Origin of the sequence: Peribacillus simplex (assembly GCF_030123325.1) — a bacterium.
Taxonomy (GTDB): Bacteria; Bacillota; Bacilli; order Bacillales; family DSM-1321; genus Peribacillus; species Peribacillus simplex_D.
This window is the reverse complement of sequence record NZ_CP126106.1, coordinates 1,311,574-1,332,608: the sequence shown is the minus strand read 5'-3', so window position 1 is coordinate 1,332,608 and position 21,035 is coordinate 1,311,574. Positions and strand designations below refer to the sequence as shown.

At 37.2% G+C, this 21,035-nt stretch carries 25 protein-coding genes and 1 tRNA gene; 10 read left to right on the top strand and 16 right to left on the bottom strand.

Going from position 1 to position 21,035, the window contains the following annotated elements:
- Positions 1-275: 275 nt before the first annotated feature.
- Positions 276-596, bottom strand: a complete 321-nt coding sequence (locus QNH43_RS06445) for a hypothetical protein (protein WP_283917211.1) — start codon at positions 594-596, stop codon at positions 276-278.
- Between the two features lie 403 nt (positions 597-999).
- Here QNH43_RS06445 and QNH43_RS06440 point away from each other — a divergent pair, with 403 nt between their 5' ends.
- On the top strand, positions 1,000-2,007 hold the full coding sequence (locus QNH43_RS06440) for an SMI1/KNR4 family protein (protein WP_283917210.1): 1,008 nt from the start codon (positions 1,000-1,002) through the stop codon (positions 2,005-2,007).
- A gap of 240 nt (positions 2,008-2,247) precedes the next feature.
- On the opposite strand, the gene QNH43_RS06435 is transcribed toward QNH43_RS06440, so the two are convergent.
- Together QNH43_RS06435 and QNH43_RS06430 are read right to left on the bottom strand one after the other, a co-directional pair.
- Entirely contained in the window at positions 2,248-2,595 is a 348-nt protein-coding gene (locus QNH43_RS06435) for a VOC family protein (protein ID WP_283918297.1), read from the bottom strand.
- A gap of 341 nt (positions 2,596-2,936) precedes the next feature.
- Entirely contained in the window at positions 2,937-3,290 is a 354-nt protein-coding gene (locus QNH43_RS06430) for a hypothetical protein (protein WP_283917209.1), read from the bottom strand.
- A 492-nt stretch (positions 3,291-3,782) separates the two neighbouring features.
- Between QNH43_RS06430 and QNH43_RS06425 the strand changes: the two genes are divergently transcribed.
- Positions 3,783-4,604, top strand: coding sequence for an STAS domain-containing protein (locus QNH43_RS06425; protein WP_283917208.1), 822 nt, complete (start codon positions 3,783-3,785; stop codon positions 4,602-4,604).
- Between the two features lie 483 nt (positions 4,605-5,087).
- Here QNH43_RS06425 and QNH43_RS06420 read toward each other — a convergent pair whose 3' ends face one another.
- From QNH43_RS06420 to sigH, 3 genes are all read right to left on the bottom strand, one after another.
- The gene (locus QNH43_RS06420; protein ID WP_155726552.1) at positions 5,088-5,258 is read right to left on the bottom strand and encodes a hypothetical protein; all 171 of its coding nucleotides are present in this window, start codon (positions 5,256-5,258) and stop codon (positions 5,088-5,090) included.
- A gap of 677 nt (positions 5,259-5,935) precedes the next feature.
- Entirely contained in the window at positions 5,936-6,352 is a 417-nt protein-coding gene (locus QNH43_RS06415; protein WP_283917207.1) for a hypothetical protein, read from the bottom strand.
- A gap of 515 nt (positions 6,353-6,867) precedes the next feature.
- Complete coding sequence (gene sigH, locus QNH43_RS06410) at positions 6,868-7,593, bottom strand: RNA polymerase sporulation sigma factor SigH (protein WP_434060159.1); 726 nt, start codon at positions 7,591-7,593, stop codon at positions 6,868-6,870.
- A 181-nt stretch (positions 7,594-7,774) separates the two neighbouring features.
- Between sigH and QNH43_RS06405 the strand changes: the two genes are divergently transcribed.
- The gene (locus QNH43_RS06405; protein WP_283917205.1) at positions 7,775-8,734 is read left to right on the top strand and encodes a hypothetical protein; all 960 of its coding nucleotides are present in this window, start codon (positions 7,775-7,777) and stop codon (positions 8,732-8,734) included.
- Positions 8,735-9,101: 367 nt separating this feature from the next.
- Here QNH43_RS06405 and QNH43_RS06400 read toward each other — a convergent pair.
- From QNH43_RS06400 to QNH43_RS06390, 3 genes are all read right to left on the bottom strand, one after another.
- Positions 9,102-9,173 (bottom strand) — tRNA-Val (locus QNH43_RS06400).
- Positions 9,174-9,667: 494 nt separating this feature from the next.
- Positions 9,668-10,225, bottom strand: a complete 558-nt coding sequence (locus QNH43_RS06395) for a hypothetical protein (RefSeq protein WP_283917204.1) — start codon at positions 10,223-10,225, stop codon at positions 9,668-9,670.
- Positions 10,225-10,815: a hypothetical protein gene (locus QNH43_RS06390; protein ID WP_283917203.1), complete on the bottom strand. Its 591-nt coding sequence runs from the start codon at positions 10,813-10,815 to the stop codon at positions 10,225-10,227. The genes QNH43_RS06395 and QNH43_RS06390 overlap by 1 nt, the downstream gene beginning before the upstream one ends.
- Before the next feature lie 782 nt (positions 10,816-11,597).
- Here QNH43_RS06390 and QNH43_RS06385 point away from each other — a divergent pair.
- Complete coding sequence (locus QNH43_RS06385) at positions 11,598-11,819, top strand: hypothetical protein (protein WP_076367067.1); 222 nt, start codon at positions 11,598-11,600, stop codon at positions 11,817-11,819.
- Between the two features lie 17 nt (positions 11,820-11,836).
- Here the strand turns inward: QNH43_RS06385 and QNH43_RS06380 are convergent, their stop codons facing one another.
- The gene (locus QNH43_RS06380; RefSeq protein WP_034314446.1) at positions 11,837-12,394 is read right to left on the bottom strand and encodes a phosphatidylglycerophosphatase A family protein; all 558 of its coding nucleotides are present in this window, start codon (positions 12,392-12,394) and stop codon (positions 11,837-11,839) included.
- A 189-nt stretch (positions 12,395-12,583) separates the two neighbouring features.
- On the opposite strand from QNH43_RS06380, the gene QNH43_RS06375 reads away from it, so the two are divergent.
- From QNH43_RS06375 to QNH43_RS06355, 5 genes are all read left to right on the top strand, one after another.
- Positions 12,584-13,306 carry an alpha/beta hydrolase gene (locus QNH43_RS06375; RefSeq protein WP_076367071.1) on the top strand — a complete coding sequence of 241 codons (723 nt, stop codon included), beginning with the start codon at positions 12,584-12,586 and terminating at the stop codon, positions 13,304-13,306.
- Between the two features lie 90 nt (positions 13,307-13,396).
- A complete protein-coding gene (locus QNH43_RS06370; RefSeq protein ID WP_283917202.1) occupies positions 13,397-13,912 on the top strand; it encodes a YjcG family protein in 516 nt (171 codons plus the stop codon).
- A gap of 4 nt (positions 13,913-13,916) precedes the next feature.
- Positions 13,917-14,345, top strand: a complete 429-nt coding sequence (locus QNH43_RS06365) for a GNAT family N-acetyltransferase (protein ID WP_076367075.1) — start codon at positions 13,917-13,919, stop codon at positions 14,343-14,345.
- A 157-nt stretch (positions 14,346-14,502) separates the two neighbouring features.
- Positions 14,503-14,766, top strand: coding sequence for a hypothetical protein (locus QNH43_RS06360; protein WP_283917201.1), 264 nt, complete (start codon positions 14,503-14,505; stop codon positions 14,764-14,766).
- 231 nt (positions 14,767-14,997) lie between these two features.
- On the top strand, positions 14,998-15,486 hold the full coding sequence (locus QNH43_RS06355) for a spore coat protein (protein WP_283917200.1): 489 nt from the start codon (positions 14,998-15,000) through the stop codon (positions 15,484-15,486).
- Between the two features lie 56 nt (positions 15,487-15,542).
- Here QNH43_RS06355 and QNH43_RS06350 read toward each other — a convergent pair whose 3' ends face one another.
- Positions 15,543-15,827: a hypothetical protein gene (locus QNH43_RS06350; RefSeq protein ID WP_283917199.1), complete on the bottom strand. Its 285-nt coding sequence runs from the start codon at positions 15,825-15,827 to the stop codon at positions 15,543-15,545.
- Positions 15,828-15,978: 151 nt separating this feature from the next.
- Between QNH43_RS06350 and QNH43_RS06345 the strand changes: the two genes are divergently transcribed.
- Positions 15,979-18,252 (top strand): ATP-dependent helicase, encoded by a 2,274-nt coding sequence (locus QNH43_RS06345; protein ID WP_283917198.1) that lies wholly within the window; start codon positions 15,979-15,981, stop codon positions 18,250-18,252.
- A 283-nt stretch (positions 18,253-18,535) separates the two neighbouring features.
- On the opposite strand, the gene QNH43_RS06340 is transcribed toward QNH43_RS06345, so the two are convergent.
- From QNH43_RS06340 to spoVAC, 5 genes are all read right to left on the bottom strand, one after another.
- On the bottom strand, positions 18,536-18,790 hold the full coding sequence (locus QNH43_RS06340; RefSeq protein WP_034314458.1) for a sporulation-specific transcription regulator SpoVIF: 255 nt from the start codon (positions 18,788-18,790) through the stop codon (positions 18,536-18,538).
- A gap of 109 nt (positions 18,791-18,899) precedes the next feature.
- Positions 18,900-19,049 (bottom strand): YjcZ family sporulation protein, encoded by a 150-nt coding sequence (locus tag QNH43_RS06335; RefSeq protein WP_283917197.1) that lies wholly within the window; start codon positions 19,047-19,049, stop codon positions 18,900-18,902.
- Positions 19,050-19,151: 102 nt separating this feature from the next.
- Positions 19,152-19,508, bottom strand: a complete 357-nt coding sequence (spoVAE, locus tag QNH43_RS06330; protein ID WP_076367087.1) for a stage V sporulation protein AE — start codon at positions 19,506-19,508, stop codon at positions 19,152-19,154.
- 16 nt (positions 19,509-19,524) lie between these two features.
- Complete coding sequence (gene spoVAD, locus QNH43_RS06325; protein ID WP_283917196.1) at positions 19,525-20,550, bottom strand: stage V sporulation protein AD; 1,026 nt, start codon at positions 20,548-20,550, stop codon at positions 19,525-19,527.
- Between the two features lie 3 nt (positions 20,551-20,553).
- On the bottom strand, positions 20,554-21,024 hold the full coding sequence (gene spoVAC / locus QNH43_RS06320) for a stage V sporulation protein AC (protein ID WP_283917195.1): 471 nt from the start codon (positions 21,022-21,024) through the stop codon (positions 20,554-20,556).
- Positions 21,025-21,035 lie beyond the last annotated feature (11 nt).

Here is a 21,035-nt window from a genome sequence, read left to right as displayed (position 1 = left end):
AAATAATTATGTTAGCACATGTGTGAGCAGATGGTCTGCTGCAATTATCATTGTGACTAATCGTTTCACTTCCACTGTCCAGTTAGGGAACAGGAGCTTCGATTTTAATAATTGCTCAAATGACAACCACTATAACGTAAATTACCTTTTCAAAAACTAAAAGCATCTGTATTTCTCAGGTGAAATCAACTGCTTTCATTGCTGTATTTTATTTTCTATATCGAAACCTCTAAACAAAAAGGCTTGCCTTAAAGGTTAAGGCTTTTGTGGAATCATTACTTGATAAATCCATTGAGAAATTGATATAACTCTTCTAATTCGCTTTCTTTTGCCACAATACAGTTAGGGTACTGTTTTATCTCTGCCACGCTGGATAATTTAAAATCATTGGGAGTAGGGAGTCCAGAAGCACAAATCATTAAATAGTCAGCAAAGTGAATTAAACCAGTCACGGCTGACGTTTTTATGGTCATTTGCCCCATTGCTCGCCCCGCAAACAAACCCTTCATTGCACTTTTTCCACCTGTTCTTTCTATTACTATTCTACTTTCATCTATTATTACTTTTGTTCCTGATTTTAATTCAAAAGTTTTCATCTTCTCAACCTCCTACTTGTCCTTTAATATTACAACATCTTTGTATGGAAATGGCTTATATATGTCATTTGCTTGAAAATCATCTTCAACTAACCTGCCCAGTTTTCTGAATAAGAAAAAGGTTACCGCAGCAACCCTTTGTTAAAGTGTTATTATAAAGATTCATCAACAAGTTTTTTTCGCAATTTGGGATATATTTTGGTTTCATCATAAACTTACTCCAATTTCACACAGTATACAGCTAATGTATAGAAGATAGAGTTATGAGTTTAGCCTTGTTAATGAAGGCTTTTTTCGTAAAGATAAGATTGTTGCAATAGTGGTTTTTCAACTACGGAGGAAAGTTTGTACAAGCAAGAGCCGGCAGATCAAATAATAATTAAACAATTATGAGGTGAATTTTTTGGTAAAAAGTATATGGGAAGCAAGTAATGACGAGTATATGTTACAACCATTAACAGACGAAATTGTAAAAAAGGCAGAAGAATTATTTAATGTAACGTTACCAAACTCGTACATTGCTATTCTTAAGCAACAAAATGGAGGACAACCAATCTGTAATGCTCATCCGTCTCCTGTTCCTACCGTCTGGGGTGAATCTTTTGTTATAGTGGAACACATTAAAGGGATTGGTTCCGGAAACGGAATTCTTGAAAATGATTATTACATAAAAGAGTGGGAACTGCCGGAAGGACTTATTTTATTCAATGGAGACGGTCATACTTGGCTCGCATTTGATTACCGCGATGCCACGTCTGCTCCCCCCATTGTTTATGTAGACGTTGATTTGGAACAAACCATACAAATCGCGGATAGCTTTGATGAATTTCTCAAAAACCTATACTTTGAAAATGAGGAATTTGATTTTGAGGGAATGGAGGTAAAGGTATACAGTCAACAGGACTTTGAAACGTTTATACAAGAAGATAATGTAGAGGAATTAACTTATGCTATACCGGACCTAGCACAAGGCGATGTGGATTTGAAGTGGTTTGGTAATCAACTTTTAACTTTAAGTAATTATCACGACAGATATATTAGATGTTGTGTTGCTAACAGTGTTTGGAATTCTCTTACACATAGATTAGATGAGGATATTCTACATTCATTGATAGAAAATTTTAAGAAGGATGTCGATAGTGAAGTTCAAATGTATGCCGAACTTATTCTTGAAAAAATGAACTATTCCTTCGAACAACTTAAAGAGGATGTCTATAACGGCGAAAGGATCAGTCTTGCTTTTCAAGATAAACTTTATCACGTTATTGAAGAGTCCAATCAATGGCATCTAGCTGACTACGAAACAGATACGCAACAGTCGTTTGATTCAGCAGATGAATTATTAGAACAATCCAGGATCGACGGGAAGTCTTTACAAGAAGGGTGGAGCCATATTAAAAAGGCTTATTAGTCTATTCGTTATCTGTTGGCTAAGTCACTCTATCGAATTAGTCTTAAGTCACTGTGGTATATGTTGATACTTGATAAAACAAAAAAGCTGTCCGGTTCCGGAGAGCTTTTTCCTTTGGTTTAAAATAAGGACATAATCATGAACAGTGCCTAAGAACGGATCGAAATAAACGGCCATAGCTTGTAGGCTTACTGAACTAACACACCCATTAATTCAACAACAAAATTTATTATTATCCTATTACTTCTCCCAAAGCTCTATACGTCTTCCCTCTGGATCTTCAATCCAAATAAACTTTCCAAATTCATTAATCGTCTTTTCCATAACAAGGGGAACACCCATTTTTTCCAGATGTTTGATACTGTCATCCAAATTTTCAACTTGAAAGTTTAACATCACTTGTTGTTCTGTTGGAAAATAGCGGTCATTTTCAGAAAAGAAGGAAAAGATAGTTTCATTGCCTGGTTGTGGTGTAATAATGGTACCATTCCAATTTTCTATTTCAATTTTCAGGACTTGACTGTACCATTTTTTTATTTCCTCTAGATTTTTAGTCCTCCAAAAGATTCCTCCAAAACCCTTTATTATCATAAGAATCCCCTTCCTAACCCATTAGTTATTAATATAAAATTCTAGTTTTGAAAGCGAATTCCTTCTTTCACTATCCTGCCCCGTTAGTTCAATAACAAAGTCTCAAACAATATTTCATGTCACACAAACAACATTTCCTGTATCTTGTAGTATTGTGGCTCGTATCCTTTGTAGCGTTGGTGAAACATGCTAGTTATGCCAGTAATCTTCCCTTCTTCCCTGGAAGGGCAGTTGTAAAAATCAATGATAGTAAATTATACAAATATATTTATATTTTTATTTTCGAAACTTTTCAAATAAAATGCTACCCATTGAGAATGAGTAGCAAGTAATACGACTTATTTGAAAATAATTTGTAGTTTTCCATATACTTTGCCAGAGGAATATCCATCTTTCACATCAACATAAAATTTACCTATTTTCATACCTGTGAATAATGTATTTCCACCTGCTAAGCTATGATAGCCTGTGCACTTTCCAGTACTTGCATTGCAGAGACGAGCCCATAAGTTACTATAATTAGTCAATAAAATACTTTTAGAAGAGGTCTTTAAATAGATCGGGGAAACCAGTTCTACCTCTAAGTCACTACCTTTGTTAGGATTTCCAATTTCACCATCCCATTTTCCATCTTCTGTTTGAAAAGAATACTGAGGAACACTTGCTTGAGCAGAAGAAGTACTTAATACCATTCCACCTACCAGAACTAACACAAAGGTACTTAAGATTAAAAATAAGCTTTTTATGTTATTTCCTCCTCCAATCTTTATCTATTTTATATTATCAGAATAAACTAATAATTAAAATAGTTAAAAATAACCAAAGCTTCTTAAGTTCAAACATCTTTTGGCCGCGTCATCTTCATCAACCTTTTTTAAATAAAGTTCAAGAACCGAAAACATCTGTAATTTCGGTTTTCTCTTATTTAAGCCAACAGGCGGTCCCTCCAAAATTCATCTTATGAACAGAAAACAAAGTTATTAACATGATTTATAAGGTTGGAGTGTTGTGGTTTTTACTGAGGTAAAGCACACGCTAGTTTAAGTGGAAATCTTCACAATATTACTTAACAAAAATACAACCATTTCCCCTTTAAATTAGATGCTTATAGTGTAAATTGGTTTAGTCATTATTATATCAGGGTAATAGTAGTCTTGGCATATAAAAAATAGGGGGATTAAATTATGAAGGGATTACTAGATACTTATAAATTACTGGAATTCATCCAAGAAAATAAAGCGGATTTTGAAGATTCATTATTAAACGAAGCATTTAATGTGAAAGACAAAATTGAAGAAATTTTAACGGTCGGTAATATTGACCTGATAAATAATGCCCATAAGCTGGTTCAATACATTATTGAGGTTAAAGAACAAGAACTTCAATCATTCGCTAAGCAAGAAGGTATAGCTTGGGCGACACACGCAATACCATTATCTTTCAAATTAGAGTGGGTGCAAGCCATTCGAAGAACCTTGTGGAGGTTCCTACAAGAATTTAATGAGGTAAAGAATAAGGTTATTACTGAAGAATTTTTTTCGGTAGAAAAACAAGTTAATAATCAAGTAGACAGATTTTTAAATGTTTTTTTTATCACATATTCTCAATACAAAGATTCGTTGATAATGGCTCAAAAAGAATTGGTTGAAAATCTTTCGGTGCCTATAATACCAATAACCCCCACTATATGCATTTTGCCTCTAATTGGTGCGGTTGATCTTTACCGAACGAATATTCTCGAGGAAAAAGTTTTAATAGAGATTGGAAAATTACGTATTCAAACATTGATTATGGACTTATCTGGAATTATGGAAATGGAGCCTGAAGTAATTGATCATTTAATGAAGATTATTGACGGCACTTCATTAATGGGATGTACTACTGTGATTACCGGGTTAAGAGCTGAAGTGGTTAGAAAAATGATAAACATAGGAATGAGAGTAAATGAAAAAGCACAAACATTGGGAACTTTACAACAAGCATTGAATAAATACTTATTAAGTTAAACACGGAATCGTAGAGGAGGGTCGCTTTGCCGACTCTTTTTTCTTATTCAATATATTCTGACCACTATCTAAATATTTGTTCCTGCACGGCAGTTACATTATAAAAACTAAAGTTAGGTATTTAATTCATTCGTTTTCTTCTTCAACTACACTGCCTTATAGTAGCATAAAGAAAGAGCTGCCTTAAACACCTCCAATTTTCAGCTACGGCACCCATAGATGAATAAGAGAGTTGACAAAACAAACTGTGAAACCCCTGATTAAAGCTATCTGCTAAAATGGAGACGCAATTATTTATTGTAGGGGGTAAAATCAATTTCTTCGGCGACTCGTTTATAGAATACCGAATTCCGAGGATTTACCACACTACTTTCCTCTTATTCATTAAAAAGGTACGTTGTTAGCGAGTATACAAAAAGGCCTTTTATACGTTGCTTCCAATTTTCGTCCATTCAAATACCTTATTAAATTAGTGTTGGTTCATTACCAATTTAACCAAACGATAATTCCTAATATGATGATGGGAATGAGAGCCATAAAGATCCCATAAAAAGAAAGTTTAAATTCCTCAGGATTCCCCATAAACGCTCTTTGACCGGCTCTATCCAGGGAAGGTTTTTGTATTTTACTTTGTTCTTCAGTTTTTTTACTCATCACTTACCCCTTTTATAAATTTGTCAACATCCTTGAATTTAAGAACCTTATTACTACTATGTTTCGATCGTTCAGAATACTCAAGTTAATATTAACATAATTATCCAATTGAGTTAAAGCGCGATTAAATTATTTTTCAGTTTATCATAGTTTATATGATTATTTGGTCCTTGTTGTACTGAGTATTTGATTTTTACATAAGCCTTTTACATAAGTCCTCACTTCCTTCAAAAGAATACACAAAAGCCCGGTAGGATACCCACCAGGCTTTACTTGTATAGATATTTTGTTTATTCATCAAGCTTTCTAAGACAACTCATCTTTCTCTAGGTCTTGTCTTATTGGATATCAGTTTAATTCCTCACTCAAAAGTCAACTCCAGAGAGATTCTCCAAGAAGGCTTCTTTTTCTTGTTTTAGATTGGCTCTTTCGTAAAGATTGTTGTTTTTAAAACGAAACGATTTAAGGTTGATTGGAGCGGAAGTGCGAGACTCCTGCGGGAGCAGCGGGACAGGTGAGACCCCACAGGCGTTTACGCCGAGGAGGCTCACCGCCCGCCCCGCGGAAAGCGAGCATCTGGAGGGGAAATCAACCACACCGCACTACTTGGTAAATAGCAACAAAGTATGCGAAAACAGCCTTTAGATTAAAGCCGGGTCTCCATTTTCTTAGAGTACTTAATTTATTAGCATTTTATCTAATTCACGAACTTTATCATATGACTCCAATAATTGTTCAGGTATTAATGTTCTCCCATAATCCCAAGCATTAGTTTCTATTTCAGATTTTAGCTTTTCTTTTTCTTCTTCGTGACCATACATTAAAATCCTTAAATCATGTTTATTTTTCTTAAAATCTAAATAATAACCAATCATACGATAAAGAATAATTTTAACAAAGTCTTCCTCTGTCTCTTTAATTCTAATTTTCCCTTTATAACCGTTAACTTGAAGGTAATTGAATTTTATAGTATTGGTCGATACGTTATAACTCATAGGTGCACTTAGATTATTGTCAAATTCATGAATGATATCCAAATTATGCTCATCTAATGTGTTATTAATTATCTTTTCGATATCGCTTATATAAAGCATTTAACTATCACTTCCCTTTTAAAGACTTACTTCATTATAGTAGTAGATTAATTCTTCTTCCTCAAATAATTGACCTATAGTACGTTTAAATCCTTCTCAATCCGCCACCAATTAAGTTAATAATACATAATGAACTATATCTTTAAAAACAAAAAAGACCCAAATCCTTGTTATATCAAGAATTGGAGCCTTTGTTGGTTAATGACCTGTGAGGGATTCGAAACCACGATCCCTTCCCTGTCAATTTTGTTTCATATAATCAAACTGGTTTAACTGAATTAAATAAGTGTAAAGAAGGTTGATTTCTCAAGGTTTTGTAAGGTCTTGATATCAGCTCAGTAAAATAAATAAAGCTCAATGAAATAATTATGTTAGCAAATGTGTCCTTCCATACGTGTTTGTTGTATTTTTAATTTCACTATGAAATACTATTAAAGTTTTTCAAACACATAAAGCCAAAGGGTTATAAAACCCTTTGGCCAAAAGAGCTACTTACTAGTAAATGGCTCTTTTATCTATTGAATGTGACCTTCTATTGCTTGTCTATTTCTAAGTTCCAATAAACTCTCCAATTTTCTCTTCACTCTCTGCAACGCATTATCTATAGACTTGGCGTGAGTATTTAATTTATTAGACATTTCTATATAAGTAAGGTCCTCTAAGTAATAAGCCAAAACCTTCTTTTCTAACGGACTTAGAACCTCAGATAATTTTAATTCCAAGTCATCAGCAGATTCTTTATCTATCAATATCGCAATGGGATCAGAAATAACGGTGTCTGTCATTACTTCCATAAGAGTATGATCCGGATTTTCTTCATAAATAGGCATATCAAGCGAAATAGAAGAATTTAACGGAGTATGTTTTTGACGAGTAGCTGCCTTGATGGCTGTAATAATCTGCCTCGTGATACATAGTTCTGCAAACGCTTTAAAATAAGATTGTTTCTCGCCATTAAAATCCCTGATGGCTTTGAACAATCCTATCATCCCCTCTTGGATAATATCTTCTCTATCTGCCCCAATTAAAAAGTATCTGTTAGCCTTAATCTTTACAAAAGATTGATATTTCTTCATCAGAACTTCTAGTGCGTCCATATTTCCCTGCCGGACCTTTTCTATTAATACTCCATCTTCAAAATTAGCACATAGGAATGACGGTTTTTCTTCGATAGCTATATTCACAAAAATCCCTCCACCGGCTGCATTCAGTTGAGCCTTGTTGTTTAAACAGACGACCATTTTATATGCGATATGTTACCAGTTTATTTAATAATAACCTTTAGCAATCTCCGAAGATATTAGATTCTTTCGACAATTAACTACATTCCTATACACCTTCGTTTAGTTTGAAGGAACCGTTTACCCCCTCTTTTTAGGCTGCTTTATTGCATATCTCTTTTAATTAGGAGAAGATTGGTATATGAAAAAATACTACATAGTTGCGTTATCAATGTTGTTATTGCTTGGAGTTTTTTACTGGTTTTATTCTTCATCTTCACCTAAAGAATTAAGCACTTCTGATATGGTTGAAATTGAACAAGAAAGTGAAGTAACGAATGCGGCTGATTATGGTTCGATTGGATATGGGTTGGAAAATTTGAAAGGTAAAGTTATCGATGAAGGAAGTACACTTAATAGTACAGACAATGAAGTGTCAGTTGTTGCCTCAGTAGACAACGACATTGATGAGGACAGAAAGTATGCTTTACTTGTTTTTGAAGATTATAAACAAGTAAAATTTAAAGTTAAAAATAAGGAGCAGGACGTAAATAAATTTTTCTTTGATATGAAACCTAACAGCTCCATAAACATCATTGTTTCCGTTCCTATTCGTTCCGACTCCAGTGAATTGACTTTTGTAATCGTGCAAAAGCCAGAGTATAAATTGAAGGAGCTCGATCTAATTAAGGCAGGAATTTTGGAACAAGTTTTAAGTATGCGGTTTTCCATCAACAAAGCTGACAGCGGGAAAAATGTTAAAAATGTAAAGAAAGTAAAGCCTGATGCTATTGTGAAGGATGGTTTAAATGAAAATATATCTATCACAAATAGTCAGGAAAAGTTGCAATCAATCATGACTGAAAAAGAAGACAAGAAGCTTAAGTTCTCTGCCGGAAATGAGACGAATGCTGAGATGGGATATGCAATCATAGCTTTAAAAGATTGGGAACAAGTTGCAGTTAAAGATAACAAAGACGTCTTATATACCACTATTCCCCCAGAAACTAGACATCTTTTTGATTTTAAACTACCTGAAGTTGAAAGCGAAGAAAATTTCCAACTCATCGCCTTTCCATCTCCTTATGAAGTAAGTCCTGATAATTATGAGAGTCAACAAACTTTCGGATCCTTTAGGGTTGTGATTCAAGATAAAGAATAAGATTATCAACAGAAAGGAAGATTCGGTTTGTTTACGTCTACTATAATTAATATATTAGGTTTCGGGTATAGTTGGATTTATAGTTTTTTTAGCCATAGTAAAAACTAAAAACTATAAATCCAAAAGGTAGTTGATTGAATAAAGCTCGTTTAGGACATTCGAAACCTAGCATCACGTTAGAGCATTACGCCCATATGATGCCCAACCAAGATGATGAAGTGGCTGATATTTTCCACAACGCCCTTCAGAAGTCCCGTTAGCAAAATGTGAGCAAATCACTATCGATGATCTAAACGCATCCAGTAAGACAAAACAAAAAAAGGCCCAAATCCTTGTTATATCAAGGATTTGAACCTTTGGTAGTTGATGACCTGTGAGGGATTCGAACCCACGACCCCTTCCCTGTCAAGGAAGTGCTCTCCCACTGAGCTAACAAGTCGTATGTAAATCAAGCTCTTTAGAGCTTGGTTTTAAACCTTGCTTAGTTACTGACTTCTTTACTGGACAAGATTTATTATATAGTGGTATTCAAAATAAAACAAGTAGTTTTGTTAAAAAAGTTTTTATCGTAAAGTGGCCTGGGAAATTAATCCTTGAAAGTTGCAAGCTTGTAAGAATCATTCAAATTTAAGCTATTACATCTAAAAGAGTTCCCTATATCCGTTATCTCTAGATCTTCGTAAAGCAGCCCAATTGAGAAGGTATCTTTTCTTTGTAGTCCGATACTGTTGTCGTCTTTATTTTAGTCATACCACTGGGAGCTGACACTGAGTATGGTCATTGCTTTTAAGAACTTGTTCAATAGAGTTTACTCTTTTTTCCCGACCATTTATGAGGAGAAACCCAGGCTCCTACACATAAGATTTTCTCAACTTTAATTAACAAATGATGTCTATGTGCTCAATCTAGGTCTTAAGCTAAGCAAAAAGATCTTTACATTGGAGAGGGGAATCTAGCAGCTTGAAAGTTAGTTAAAGGTGCATCTGCTAAAATCTCTCCATTTACACCTGCGCTAAATATTACTTGTACCCGATCTCCTGCTTGTAACTGAAGGATTGTAGTTACCGATAGTCCAATAGGTCTTGATTTTCCAAAGAAGTCATTAACAATATCTAAATCATCTCCGTTTACGTTAATTGAAATGGATGCGGCAAATCCTTCTTTTGAAGAATGCCTTTTTTTCTCTTTTGAAGAATGACTTTTTTTGCAATAATCACAATTGCAACTATTTCTTTTGCAATAATCACATTTGCAATTATCTTTTTGGGTTTTTGGGGAATTATCTCTTTTTCTTTTTGACGGACAAAATGAGACTTTTGCTGTTATCTCATAAATTCCATTCTCAGTTGGAATAAATGTTGATATATGCGGATTATATTCATTCGCTAAATCAAATTGTTCAGTTTGGTATAAAACTTTTACAGAGGGCGTAACCGCTGCTTTGTAAAGTTGTGGTGTGTTCTTATTAGCCCTAAACGCAGATGCTCTCACTAGATTATGTTTCTTATTATCACAGTGACAGTCATTATGTTTCTTCTGGCACAAATGACAAACATCGGTTTTCTTTTGATCACATATACAGTCATTGTGCTTCTTATGGCAGCAATGACATGGATCGCATATACAGTCATTGTGTGTCTTATGACAACAATGACAATCATCCGGTTTCTTTTGATCACATATACAGTCACTGTGCTTCTTAAGACAACAATGGCAATCATCCGGTTTCTTTTGAATACAAATACAATCATTGTGCTTTTTATGACAACAGTGGCAATCATCCTGTTTCTTTTGAATACAAATACAGTCATCATGTTTCTTATGACAACAATGGCAATCATCCGGTTTCTTTTGGATACAAATACAGTCATTGTGTTTCTTGTGACAAGAATGACAATCATCCGGTTTCCTTTGAATGCAAATACAGTCATTGTGCCTCTTATGACAAGAATGACAATCATCCGGTTTCCTTTGAATGCAAATACAGTCATTGTGCTTCTTATGACAAGAATGACAATCATCCGGTTTCTTTTGGATACAAATACAGTCATTGTGTTTCTTGTGACAAGAATGACAGTCATCCGGAATCTTTTGAATACATTTCTTATTAAGATATGTGGTGTCTACAAAGGAATTACAATGTGAAATAGGAAAATGATATTTAATTATAATCACCTTTTTCTTTTTTATTTTCTGGTTATTTTATTCATTAAAAGAAAAGGTGTTTGTACAATATGGTACAAAAGTAAAAATAAATCTAACTCAAACAGCAAAAATCCACTGGTTTATATACCGTTTTTATGAAGGTGGGTTGTTAACAAACAGGGGTGAAGTTATATTAGAAAATTAACTTCTTAACTTGTTTCAAACATCAACTATCAGGTAAGCTAGTTCATTAAGAAGAACACAAAAAGTGTTCTCTTTTATTTTTCAAAAATCCGCTCAATGTATTTATAAAAATGGATACACTAAACTTCCTTTCGTTACCTGATGGGCAGAAATTTATTCTACGAAACTAATAATAGGGAAGGAATTTTTGTGGATGTTAATCGTGGAAACAGATTCTCTCATCTCCATCTGACAATGAAATGAGGTATCATGCACTTCAGTTATGATTGATGAAGAAGCGGCTATTGTACTTCTGCGAGGATCGTTAGAAGAAAGGTCAGAAAGTGAAGTTGAAGAACTTAAAGAAGATGTTACAAAACATTAGTACATATTTTTTTGTTAAAAATTCAACGCATTATATTAAAAAAGGATTATCTCTCCACAATAAACGAACAAACATTCCCTTTACACTTGCATATAAAACGTACGTTCGCATATAATGATAGTAAGCAAGTCAGCAAAGGAGTGACAGAGAATGAAATATATACTTCGTAAACATATGGAAGAAAATGCTCCATTGGAGATAATTTATCTCTCCGAACAAGGTAAGATTACGCAGCGGAAAATTCAGGTGCTTGAGATTTATCCAGGCCATATTCACGCATTCTGTTTTCTAAGGCAGACAAAACGGACATTTAAAGTGGCGAATATCCTTTCTGCCCGCCTCATTAAGGCCAGGTTTGACAGGTCTGGATGACGATTGTTAATCAAGGTTCAACCTATTAACTCTTCTTCTTCCTGGATGTCCTTTTCCTGTTCAGTTAATGATTCTTCTTCATCCCTCAGACGATGAGCTAACCTTGAGGCGGCACTCGCGGCAATGCTTGCAACGATATCATCCAGGAAGGTATGCACGATTCCTTCTTGCTTCTTATCAAGTTCGTGTATGACGCCTATTTTATTTTTATCCAAATGGCCAAAGGTCGTTACAGCAATGCTACCGTAACCGAGTACTGCACCAAAGGCAATCGTTTCATCCACTCCGAATAGCCCTTCATCAGACTCAACAATCGATTGCAGGGGTTCTGATAGCTTTTTTTGCTCTGCCAGCTTATCCAGCTCCACACCGACTAAAATGGCATGTTGAATTTCCCTTTTCAACAATACACGCTCAACGCTGTGGATGCATTCCTCCAGCTTAAGATCAGCTTTGTACGGGAACTGCAATTCATAAACGATTTTTGCAATAGCCTCCACACTGACACCACGCTCTAATAATGTTCGTTTAGCCGCCTTTGTTACTTCCCTGCTGTGTACGTGTACATCTGCCATTTTATTCGCCACCTTTTTTGTATTATTTTTCTATATCCATGTATTATAGCATCTTATAATTTAAATTTTTAGAAAATATAACGAAAATTTTATATTCCAAATTCTTGTCACGGGAAAAAGTCGCAAGGCTATGCTAAAATAATCAAGTAAGATGTTTTTCATTATTTTTTATCATTGAGGTGCGGGAGAATGAGTTTACGCAAAGGCACAATTAAAGAGTACATGTTTAAAAGCGAAGCTTTAGCAGAAGAATTGGAACTACTTGTTTACTTGCCTGCTAATTTTTCGCCATTGTATAAATATTCGCTTGTGATTGCTCAGGATGGCCGTGATTATTTTCAAATGGGACGAATTGGTCGGGTAGCAGATGAACTGTTAGGGAACGATGAGATCGAGAATATCATCATTGTCGGCATTCCCTATAAAGACCGCTTTGACCGCAGGCGCAAATATCATCCTGACGGGGAACAGCACAAAGCATACATACGTTTTCTTGCCCATGAACTTGTCCCGTTTTTAGATGATGAATTCCCAACCTATCAAATGGGACATGGTCGAACTTTGATCGGTGATTCTCTTGGCGGTACAGTTTCTTTATTGGCCGCTTTGCAGTACCCGCATACATTCGGGAAATGCATCATGCAGTCGCCACTTGCCAATGAAGCAGTAATGGATGCTGTACGTAATTTTGAGGATCCGCATCTCCTCGAACTTTATCATGTGATCGGGACTGGAGAAACAGATGTTCCGACGACGGATGGCAACAAGGCAAACTTCATAGAACCAAATAGGGAATTGCATAAATTAATAAACCAAAAAGGATTTCCTTGCTTCTATGAAGAATTTGAAGGTAATCATACCTGGAAATATTGGCAGGCAGATTTAAAACGAGCACTATTGGAAATGTTTTAATTTACTCTAAATCATTTCTTTGAGATGGTTTCAAGTAAAAACATGTCCAACTATAATACAACAATAAAAAATTATCAGGAGGTTTTATTCATGAAATATGGTGTTGCAATTTTCCCTTCAAAAAAACTTCAAGATTTAGCTAACTCCTATCGCAAACGGTATGATACGAAATATGCTTTCATACCACCGCATCTGACGCTGAAACCAACGTTCGAAGCGACGGATATGGAAATTTCAACAATCGCGGAGCAATTAAAAGGCATTGCTCAAAAGTGCAACCCTTTTACGATGAGCGTAACGAAAACGAAGTCTTTCCAACCCGTAAGCAATACCATTTATTTCAAAGTGGAATTATCCGAAGGGCTTCAAGAGCTTCATGATGCACTTAACAATGAGGACTTCATGAAAAGTGAAAGTGAACATGCATTTGTCCCGCATATTACCATCGCTCAAGATTTATCCGATAATGAGCATTCTGATGTTTTAGGCCAATTAAGCATGCTTGACATCAGCCATGAAGAAGAAGTTAAACGAGTTCACTTGCTGTATCAACTTGAAGACGGGGCATGGACCGTTTATGAAACATTTAGATTAGGAGCTGAATGATTTCGTGTTTGTAAAAATCGCAGAGAACAGCCAAGAGCTTGAAAATGCATATATGATTCGAAAAAAAGTGTTCGTCCAAGAACAAAACGTCCCTCTTGAAGAAGAGATCGATGAATATGAAAACGAGTCCACACATTTCGTTTTATATGATGAGCAGCATCAGCCAATCGGTGCCGGCCGCTTCAGGGTCATTGACAACATCGGTAAAGTCCAGCGCATTTGTGTACTTACATCGGGCCGTAAGAAAGGTGCCGGCGCCATGATCATGAATGCTATCGAGGAATTCGCAATCCAGCAGGAAGTGCCTCAATTGAAGCTTGATTCCCAGGTGCATGCTATCCCTTTTTATTCAAAATTAGGGTATGAGATCGTTTCCGACGAATTCATGGATGCTGGCATTCCTCATAAGACGATGAAGAAAACCATTTTATGATATAAAAAAGCTGTCCTTTCAGTCTTCTGATTGGACAGCTTTTTTGTTCGTTCATGGACTTAAATAACGTTTTATAAAAAAAACCATTTGCGTTCAATGGCAAACTCCCCAAAAATACATAGTCTATATATAGAAAGCAAGAAGGAGGGAAAATTTTATGGGTAACAATGAATTTAACCTGGAGGAGTCTCAAAAAAGACTGATGGAACTGCTGGTTTCGAGGACTATGAGAAAACATGGTTTCAAGAAGGAAAAAGTCGATCTAACTGAAAGAGAGAAAAACAACCTTAAAGAAACCATTCGTTATTTACAAGAGCAATCACTAAAAATCATAAACCAAGAAAAGAACATCACGGAACATGATGTTAATCCAGTTACAAATTCCATCCACAACAAATTCACGGATTCCAAAGATAAATGACGCACCATATCACCTAATCACCCTACTTGCTGGCGAGAAATAAGTAAACCGAGACATAGCAGCACATACATTTCATTCCTAAAGCTCCAGCTTCTTTATTATTCATCCCCACACACCAATACTTTCTCTAAGTATAAAAAAATAGACGAATTAACTGATTTATTCGTCCAACCCGATTAATCAACAAAGCATATTTTAATAGGGAATAAAACCTAAGGAGGAAAAAACAACATGAACCAAAATGTATATCGTAGCAATTGTAACACACATGACGATTCTGAAAGATCATGGTCGGCTCTAGATTCCGCTTCCAGACATCCCCTGTCTGGATTCTGTAACGACGATGACACAAAGATTAGCCAAGAGGCAAGACAGGATAATAATCAAGTACAGCTTTCTGAAGAACTTATTTACATTAAAGATTCTTGTAATGTAAATATCACTTCAACGGATGTTAAAGCGGCCCTTTCTCTGCAAGCTGCCCTGCAAGCTGCTATTGCGGTCATCGTAAGCATTTCCATTGCGGATGCTGATAATGCTGAAAAGATCACTCAAGAATTAATCCAATCTTCTAATGTTAAACAAATCACGCGCCAAAAAACAATTGTTGAAAACAGCCGTGATATCGACATTACAACAACTGATGCACAAATCGCCCTAAACATCCAACTATTATTGCAACTATTGTTAGCTCTAATCGTGGAAATTGACATTCTTTAATAAAATCAACACAAAAAGGACACTTCACGTGTCCTCTTTTGTCTTTCATGGAGAAACTAGACAATTTTGTTGATAAACCTTCCTTTTCCTGTCATTCCAGCCGCTAAACCTTCACTGACCCTCATGCCCATTTGATATGTGCCTGCTCCATATGTACTTACCCGATCATTATCTCGTATTTGAAGTAATCCTCCCATGCTTTCCCTTTCCAACACCTGATCAAAACGGATAGGTTGAATGGGTGTCGTTCCTTTAACAATTCTTACTTTCTCTGCAGCTTCGACCGTCCTGTTGGCATATTGAATATAATCAAATTGTCTGACAGGTGCTATGTATCCCATAGTAACCCCTCCTTTTATTTAAATAGTTATGCTGTCATTTAATTACACATCCGGAACCATAATTTAAACATGATTTCTGCATTCTTTTTTCCTAATCTTCTGGTATGATGAGTATTGCCGATATTTTTATAGATTAGAGGTATCCATTTATATGAATCAAGCAAAATCTGGCAATGAAATTGTACATTTACATACCGTTTCAGCTGGTGAGCTGCAGACACTTTTTGAAAAAGGAAAACGTGATCAGCTTTCTTGTATCATTTGTCATAAACCAGTGAAATTATTTATTGGCATCCATGAGACACCTTATTTTTATCATAGTGACCCATCGCAGGGACCCTGTGAAATGCCAATTTCAGAACCGGTGAACGAGGACAAGCCATTGGAATATATGGAACAGAATGGATTTAGGATTCCAACATCACGAACCATTACGGAAACAAAGACCATTACAGAACCTTTCCTTAAAAGCAGGCCCATAACCGGCAATCCGAAATATTCAGATAAATCATATGGTCTGGCACAATCAGAGGAACCATACTTTCAAGAATTATCCTCATCAGGGGTTGTACTCGATGCAGAGCAACTCAAGGCGGTAATGACGATCGATGGTCCAATTCTCGTCCTATCAGGAGCAGGAAGCGGGAAAACCCGCGTATTGACGGTACGCACTGCCTATATGCTTACAGTGAAAAAAATTGATCCAAAAAGTATCATGCTTGTAACATTTACGGCTAAATCCGCAAAGGAAATGCAGCAGCGTCTGCTCGGCTATCCTTATATGAAGCCTTCCCTTGTTTCTCAAATCGTTAGCGGGACCTTCCATAGCATCTTTTATAAAATCCTGATTTTCCATGAACCAGCCAAATGGCAGCGCGATTTCCTATTGAAGTGGGAGTGGGAAAAAGAAAAGATATTGATACAGGCTGGCAGGGAATTGGAACTTGATGATAAGGAATTTGCATATGATCAAGCCCTTCAACAAATCGGGCTTTGGAAAAACTCTTTGGCCTTTCCAGAAGATATTCACCCTAAGGACGATTGGGAGAAATCGTGTTTATTTTTATATAAGAAATATGAGGAATATAAACAGCTAACAGGGAAGTATGATTTTGATGATATGCTTGTAGGCTGTTATGTATTTTTAAAAAATCACCCGGATTTTTTAAAGAAATACCAACAAAGGTTTAACTATTTTTTGGTAGATGAGTTTCAGGATATCAATAAAGTTCAATATGAATTGATAAAACTCCTCTCTGCTGAATCAAAAAATGTATGTGCAGTTGGAGATGATGATCAATCCATCTATTCATTCCGGGGAAGCGATCCGAAGTATATTTTGAATTTCAATCATGATTTCCCTCGATCCCAAGTTGTGAAGCTGACGGAGAATTACCGCTCTTCCCATGAAATTGTCGCTACAGCGAACCGATTGATCAAGCGCAACCAGAACCGGATGGAGAAAAAGATGAGGGCACAGCATGATTCAGGAAATCCCCCTGTTTTATTTTATCCTTATGATGAGGAATTGGAAGCAACGATGATCGTATCCGATATCCAAGAGAAAATATCCAAGGGAGCAAACCCTGGGGACTTTGCAGTTTTGTACAGGACACACACGATGTCCAGGGCCATTTTTGAACGGCTAGCCGCTTCCAACCTGCCATTCGTCATTGAAAAGGATGCGGACTCGTTTTATCAACGCAAGGTCATCCGCGGCATGCTTGCCTTTATGCGCTTGAGTTTGTTTCCTCATGACAGCAAGGCAGCATCTGATGTCCTTTCCTCCTTATTCTTAAAGCAAAGTATATTACAGGAGTTAAAAGCAATGACAATATTGCAGGATTGTGATTTTATCGATGCATTTGCTTTTGTTAAGACAGGACATGCTTTTCAAGAACGAAAATTAAAAACGATTCCAGGACAGATCCGCTCTTTAAAAATTATGTCGCCACTCGTAGCTTTAGAAATTATCGAGAAAGATTTAGGATACCAGGAATATGTAAAAAAACGCGGAAATGATGCGAACCTGGAAAAAGGGTCCGATGACATCCGTGACTTAAAGGTGGCAGCAAATCGATTTCCCACCGTCGCCGCTTTCCTTGAACATGTCGATCATATGACAGCGATGGTCCAGGAGATTAAACAGCTATCGAAACATTTTAAGGATGCCATACAGCTTACCACCATACACCGTTCCAAAGGGCTTGAATATAACACCGTATATGTTCTTGCTGCTGTCGATGGCAGCATTCCTCATGATTTCGCACTTGAATCTTACCGGAAAGGGGAACTTTCCCCTCTTGAAGAGGAAAGACGATTGCTCTATGTAGCGGCAACCAGGGCTAAAAAGGACCTTTACCTTTCCATCCTGCAAACTAGACGCGGACGTACCGCCCATCCATCACGTTTTCTGAAGCTTTGACCAAAAGCATGCTATCCATTTTAGGAAATGGAAGAAAAAAAAGATGGGGTTCGGACTGGTCTATCCCGAACCATGTTAAAGACTAATTTATATTTGAAATTTCGACACTCCTGCCGAAAAACTGGCTTGCCGGGACACGTTAGATGCTTTCGGCGAGGAGGCTTGGCAAGCAGTCGGCATATCTATGGAATCAACTACAACTTTTTTTAAAAAAACTGCAGGCAAACTCGATTTTCTTAGAGTTTTCTACAGTCTGAAGGCCTGCATGATAGCAGGCCTTTTTTCATTTTTTATTTATCATATTAGAAATAGTACCGAAATCCAGTTTATTCCCTTCTGCTACGATGGAATGGACGATTTTATCTTCCGTCTCTTTATTGACTGGTTTGTTCGCTATTTTTGAAACACGCTTAATGACATTTCTAACAGTTGTTTCATCTTTGAAATTGGCTCCTTGCAGCGAGTTTGCCAATTCTAATACATCTTTCATATTTACGCCCGTTTTACCTTCTATGTTTTTAAAAAAGTTATTATCCATACCTAAGCCCCTCCCTTTTCTGTACCTATCCTATGGCATTATCAGAAAAATGGTGCTTGGCCCAAACAAAAAAAAATGGAATAGGCTTCTTCTGCCCATTCCATTTACCTTAGCAGAAAGAAGCCCCCACAATGATCAATAGGATAAACAATACAACGATTATCGCAAAAGTGGAACCGCCACCGCATCCTCCGCCATAACCGCCGCCATATCCATAACCGCTGCCGTTACAACAACCGTAGCCACCAAAACCAAACATACATATCACCTCGCTCTCGCTAAAGCTTACTGATAACATATGTAGGTCTGGACAAATATGTATAGGCCATGTCCTAGTCCAGGCTGCCTATTTCCGCTTATTTCATCCTTTTGGTCTGAAAACCAAGGCTCCTATGAATCCAAAGACGATTGCTGCAGAGATACCGGAACTCGTAATTTCAAACATACCTGTCAGTACGCCAACGAGCCCATGTTTTTCCGATTCCATCATTGCACCGTTCACCAGCGAGTTCCCAAACGAAACGATCGGTACGGTTGCTCCAGCACCGGCAAAGTCAACAAGCGGCTCATATAAATCAAATCCGCCAAGAACAGCTCCTATTACAACGAACAAGCTTAACGTATGTGCTGGTGTCAGCTTAGCAACATCGAAAAGAAGCTGGCCGACAACACAGATCAAGCCACCGATGACAAAGGCCCAAAAAAACATTGCTAACATCGAAATCTCTCCTTTCTCATGAATTCATCCCATATTCAATGGCCACAGCATGTGCAATGCATGGAATTGTATCTTTTTGCTGGACGGAAAGTGGCGATAGTAATGCTCCTGTTGCGACAAGCAGGATTTTTTTATATTTACCGGAAATCATCTCATTTAATATATGACCGTATAAAACCACTGCCGAACATCCCGCACCGCTCCCGCCAGCCAAAACAGGCTGATCCTTTTTAAAAATCATCAATCCGCAATCCTTGAATTTTTCCTGATTGATGTCACAGCCCTTTTGCTTTAATAAGTCAATGGCTGTCTCCCTCCCTATTTGACCTAAATCACCAGTAATGATGAAATCATAATCATCCGGGGTCAAACCAGTATCTTTGAAATGGGCAAGTATCGTATCGACGGCCGCCGGTGCCATCGCTCCCCCCATATTGAAAGGATCCTTCAATCCCATATCAATGACCTTTCCGATAGTGGCCGAGACAATATGGGGAAATTCCCCTTGCTTGCTTCCATCGGGAGCAACCAGAGCCACCCCCGCTCCTGTTATCGTCCATTGAGCTGTAGGTGGTTTTTGCCCTCCATATTCAGTTGGATAGCGAAATTGTTTTTCAACAGCTGCATTGTGGCTCGAGGCGCCTGTCAACACATAGTTAGCCCCGCCATAATTAGTGATGAAGGCAGCTAGGGCAAGCCCTTCCATTGAAGTGGAACAGGCTCCAAACAAGCCGAAATATGGAATCCCATTAGTTCTGGCTGCAAAGCTTGTAGGTGTAACCTGATTGATTAAATCACCCGCCAAAAAAAATTGCACCTGTTCCTTGTTGATCTTACCTTTTTCCAATGCAAGCTCAACCGCTTTTTCCATCAAATGTCGATGTGCCTTCTCATATGAATCCTTCTCCATCCACAAATCGTCGTATAGGATATCGAAATCACCCGCGATTTCTCCATTTGCTTCAAATGGCCCGCCTGTTACCCCTGTTTCCAAGATGACCGGTTTATTGGTAAACAGCCATGTTTGTTCTCCCTTTAACACCGCTTAGCCCCCAAACATTTGATAAATTGTTTTTATCAACGCCACGACAAACGCTGAGAATACTCCAAATAAAATGACCGATCCGGCCAATTTAAACATATTGGATCCAACACCAAGTACAAAACCTTCCGTCCGATGTTCGATTGCTGCCGAAATGACTGCGTTACCGAATCCTGTAACAGGGACGGCACTTCCTGCCCCAGCAAACTGGCCAATGCGGTCGTAAAACCCGAAACCGGTCATCAAAAGAGCCAGGAACACCATGGTGGCAGTTGTAGGACCTCCGGCTGTCTGTTCCGTAAAGTTGAAATAGTAAATATAGAAGTAGGAAATGGCTTGTCCCACCATGCAGAAAATGCCACCTACTAAAAAGGCTTTCAAACAATTCTTCACTATTGGTCTTTTAATTTCATGCTTCCCTTGTAGCTCTTGATACGCATTCTGCTGTGGGGTCGTTTTCTCCTTGCCGCTCATAGCTGAACCTC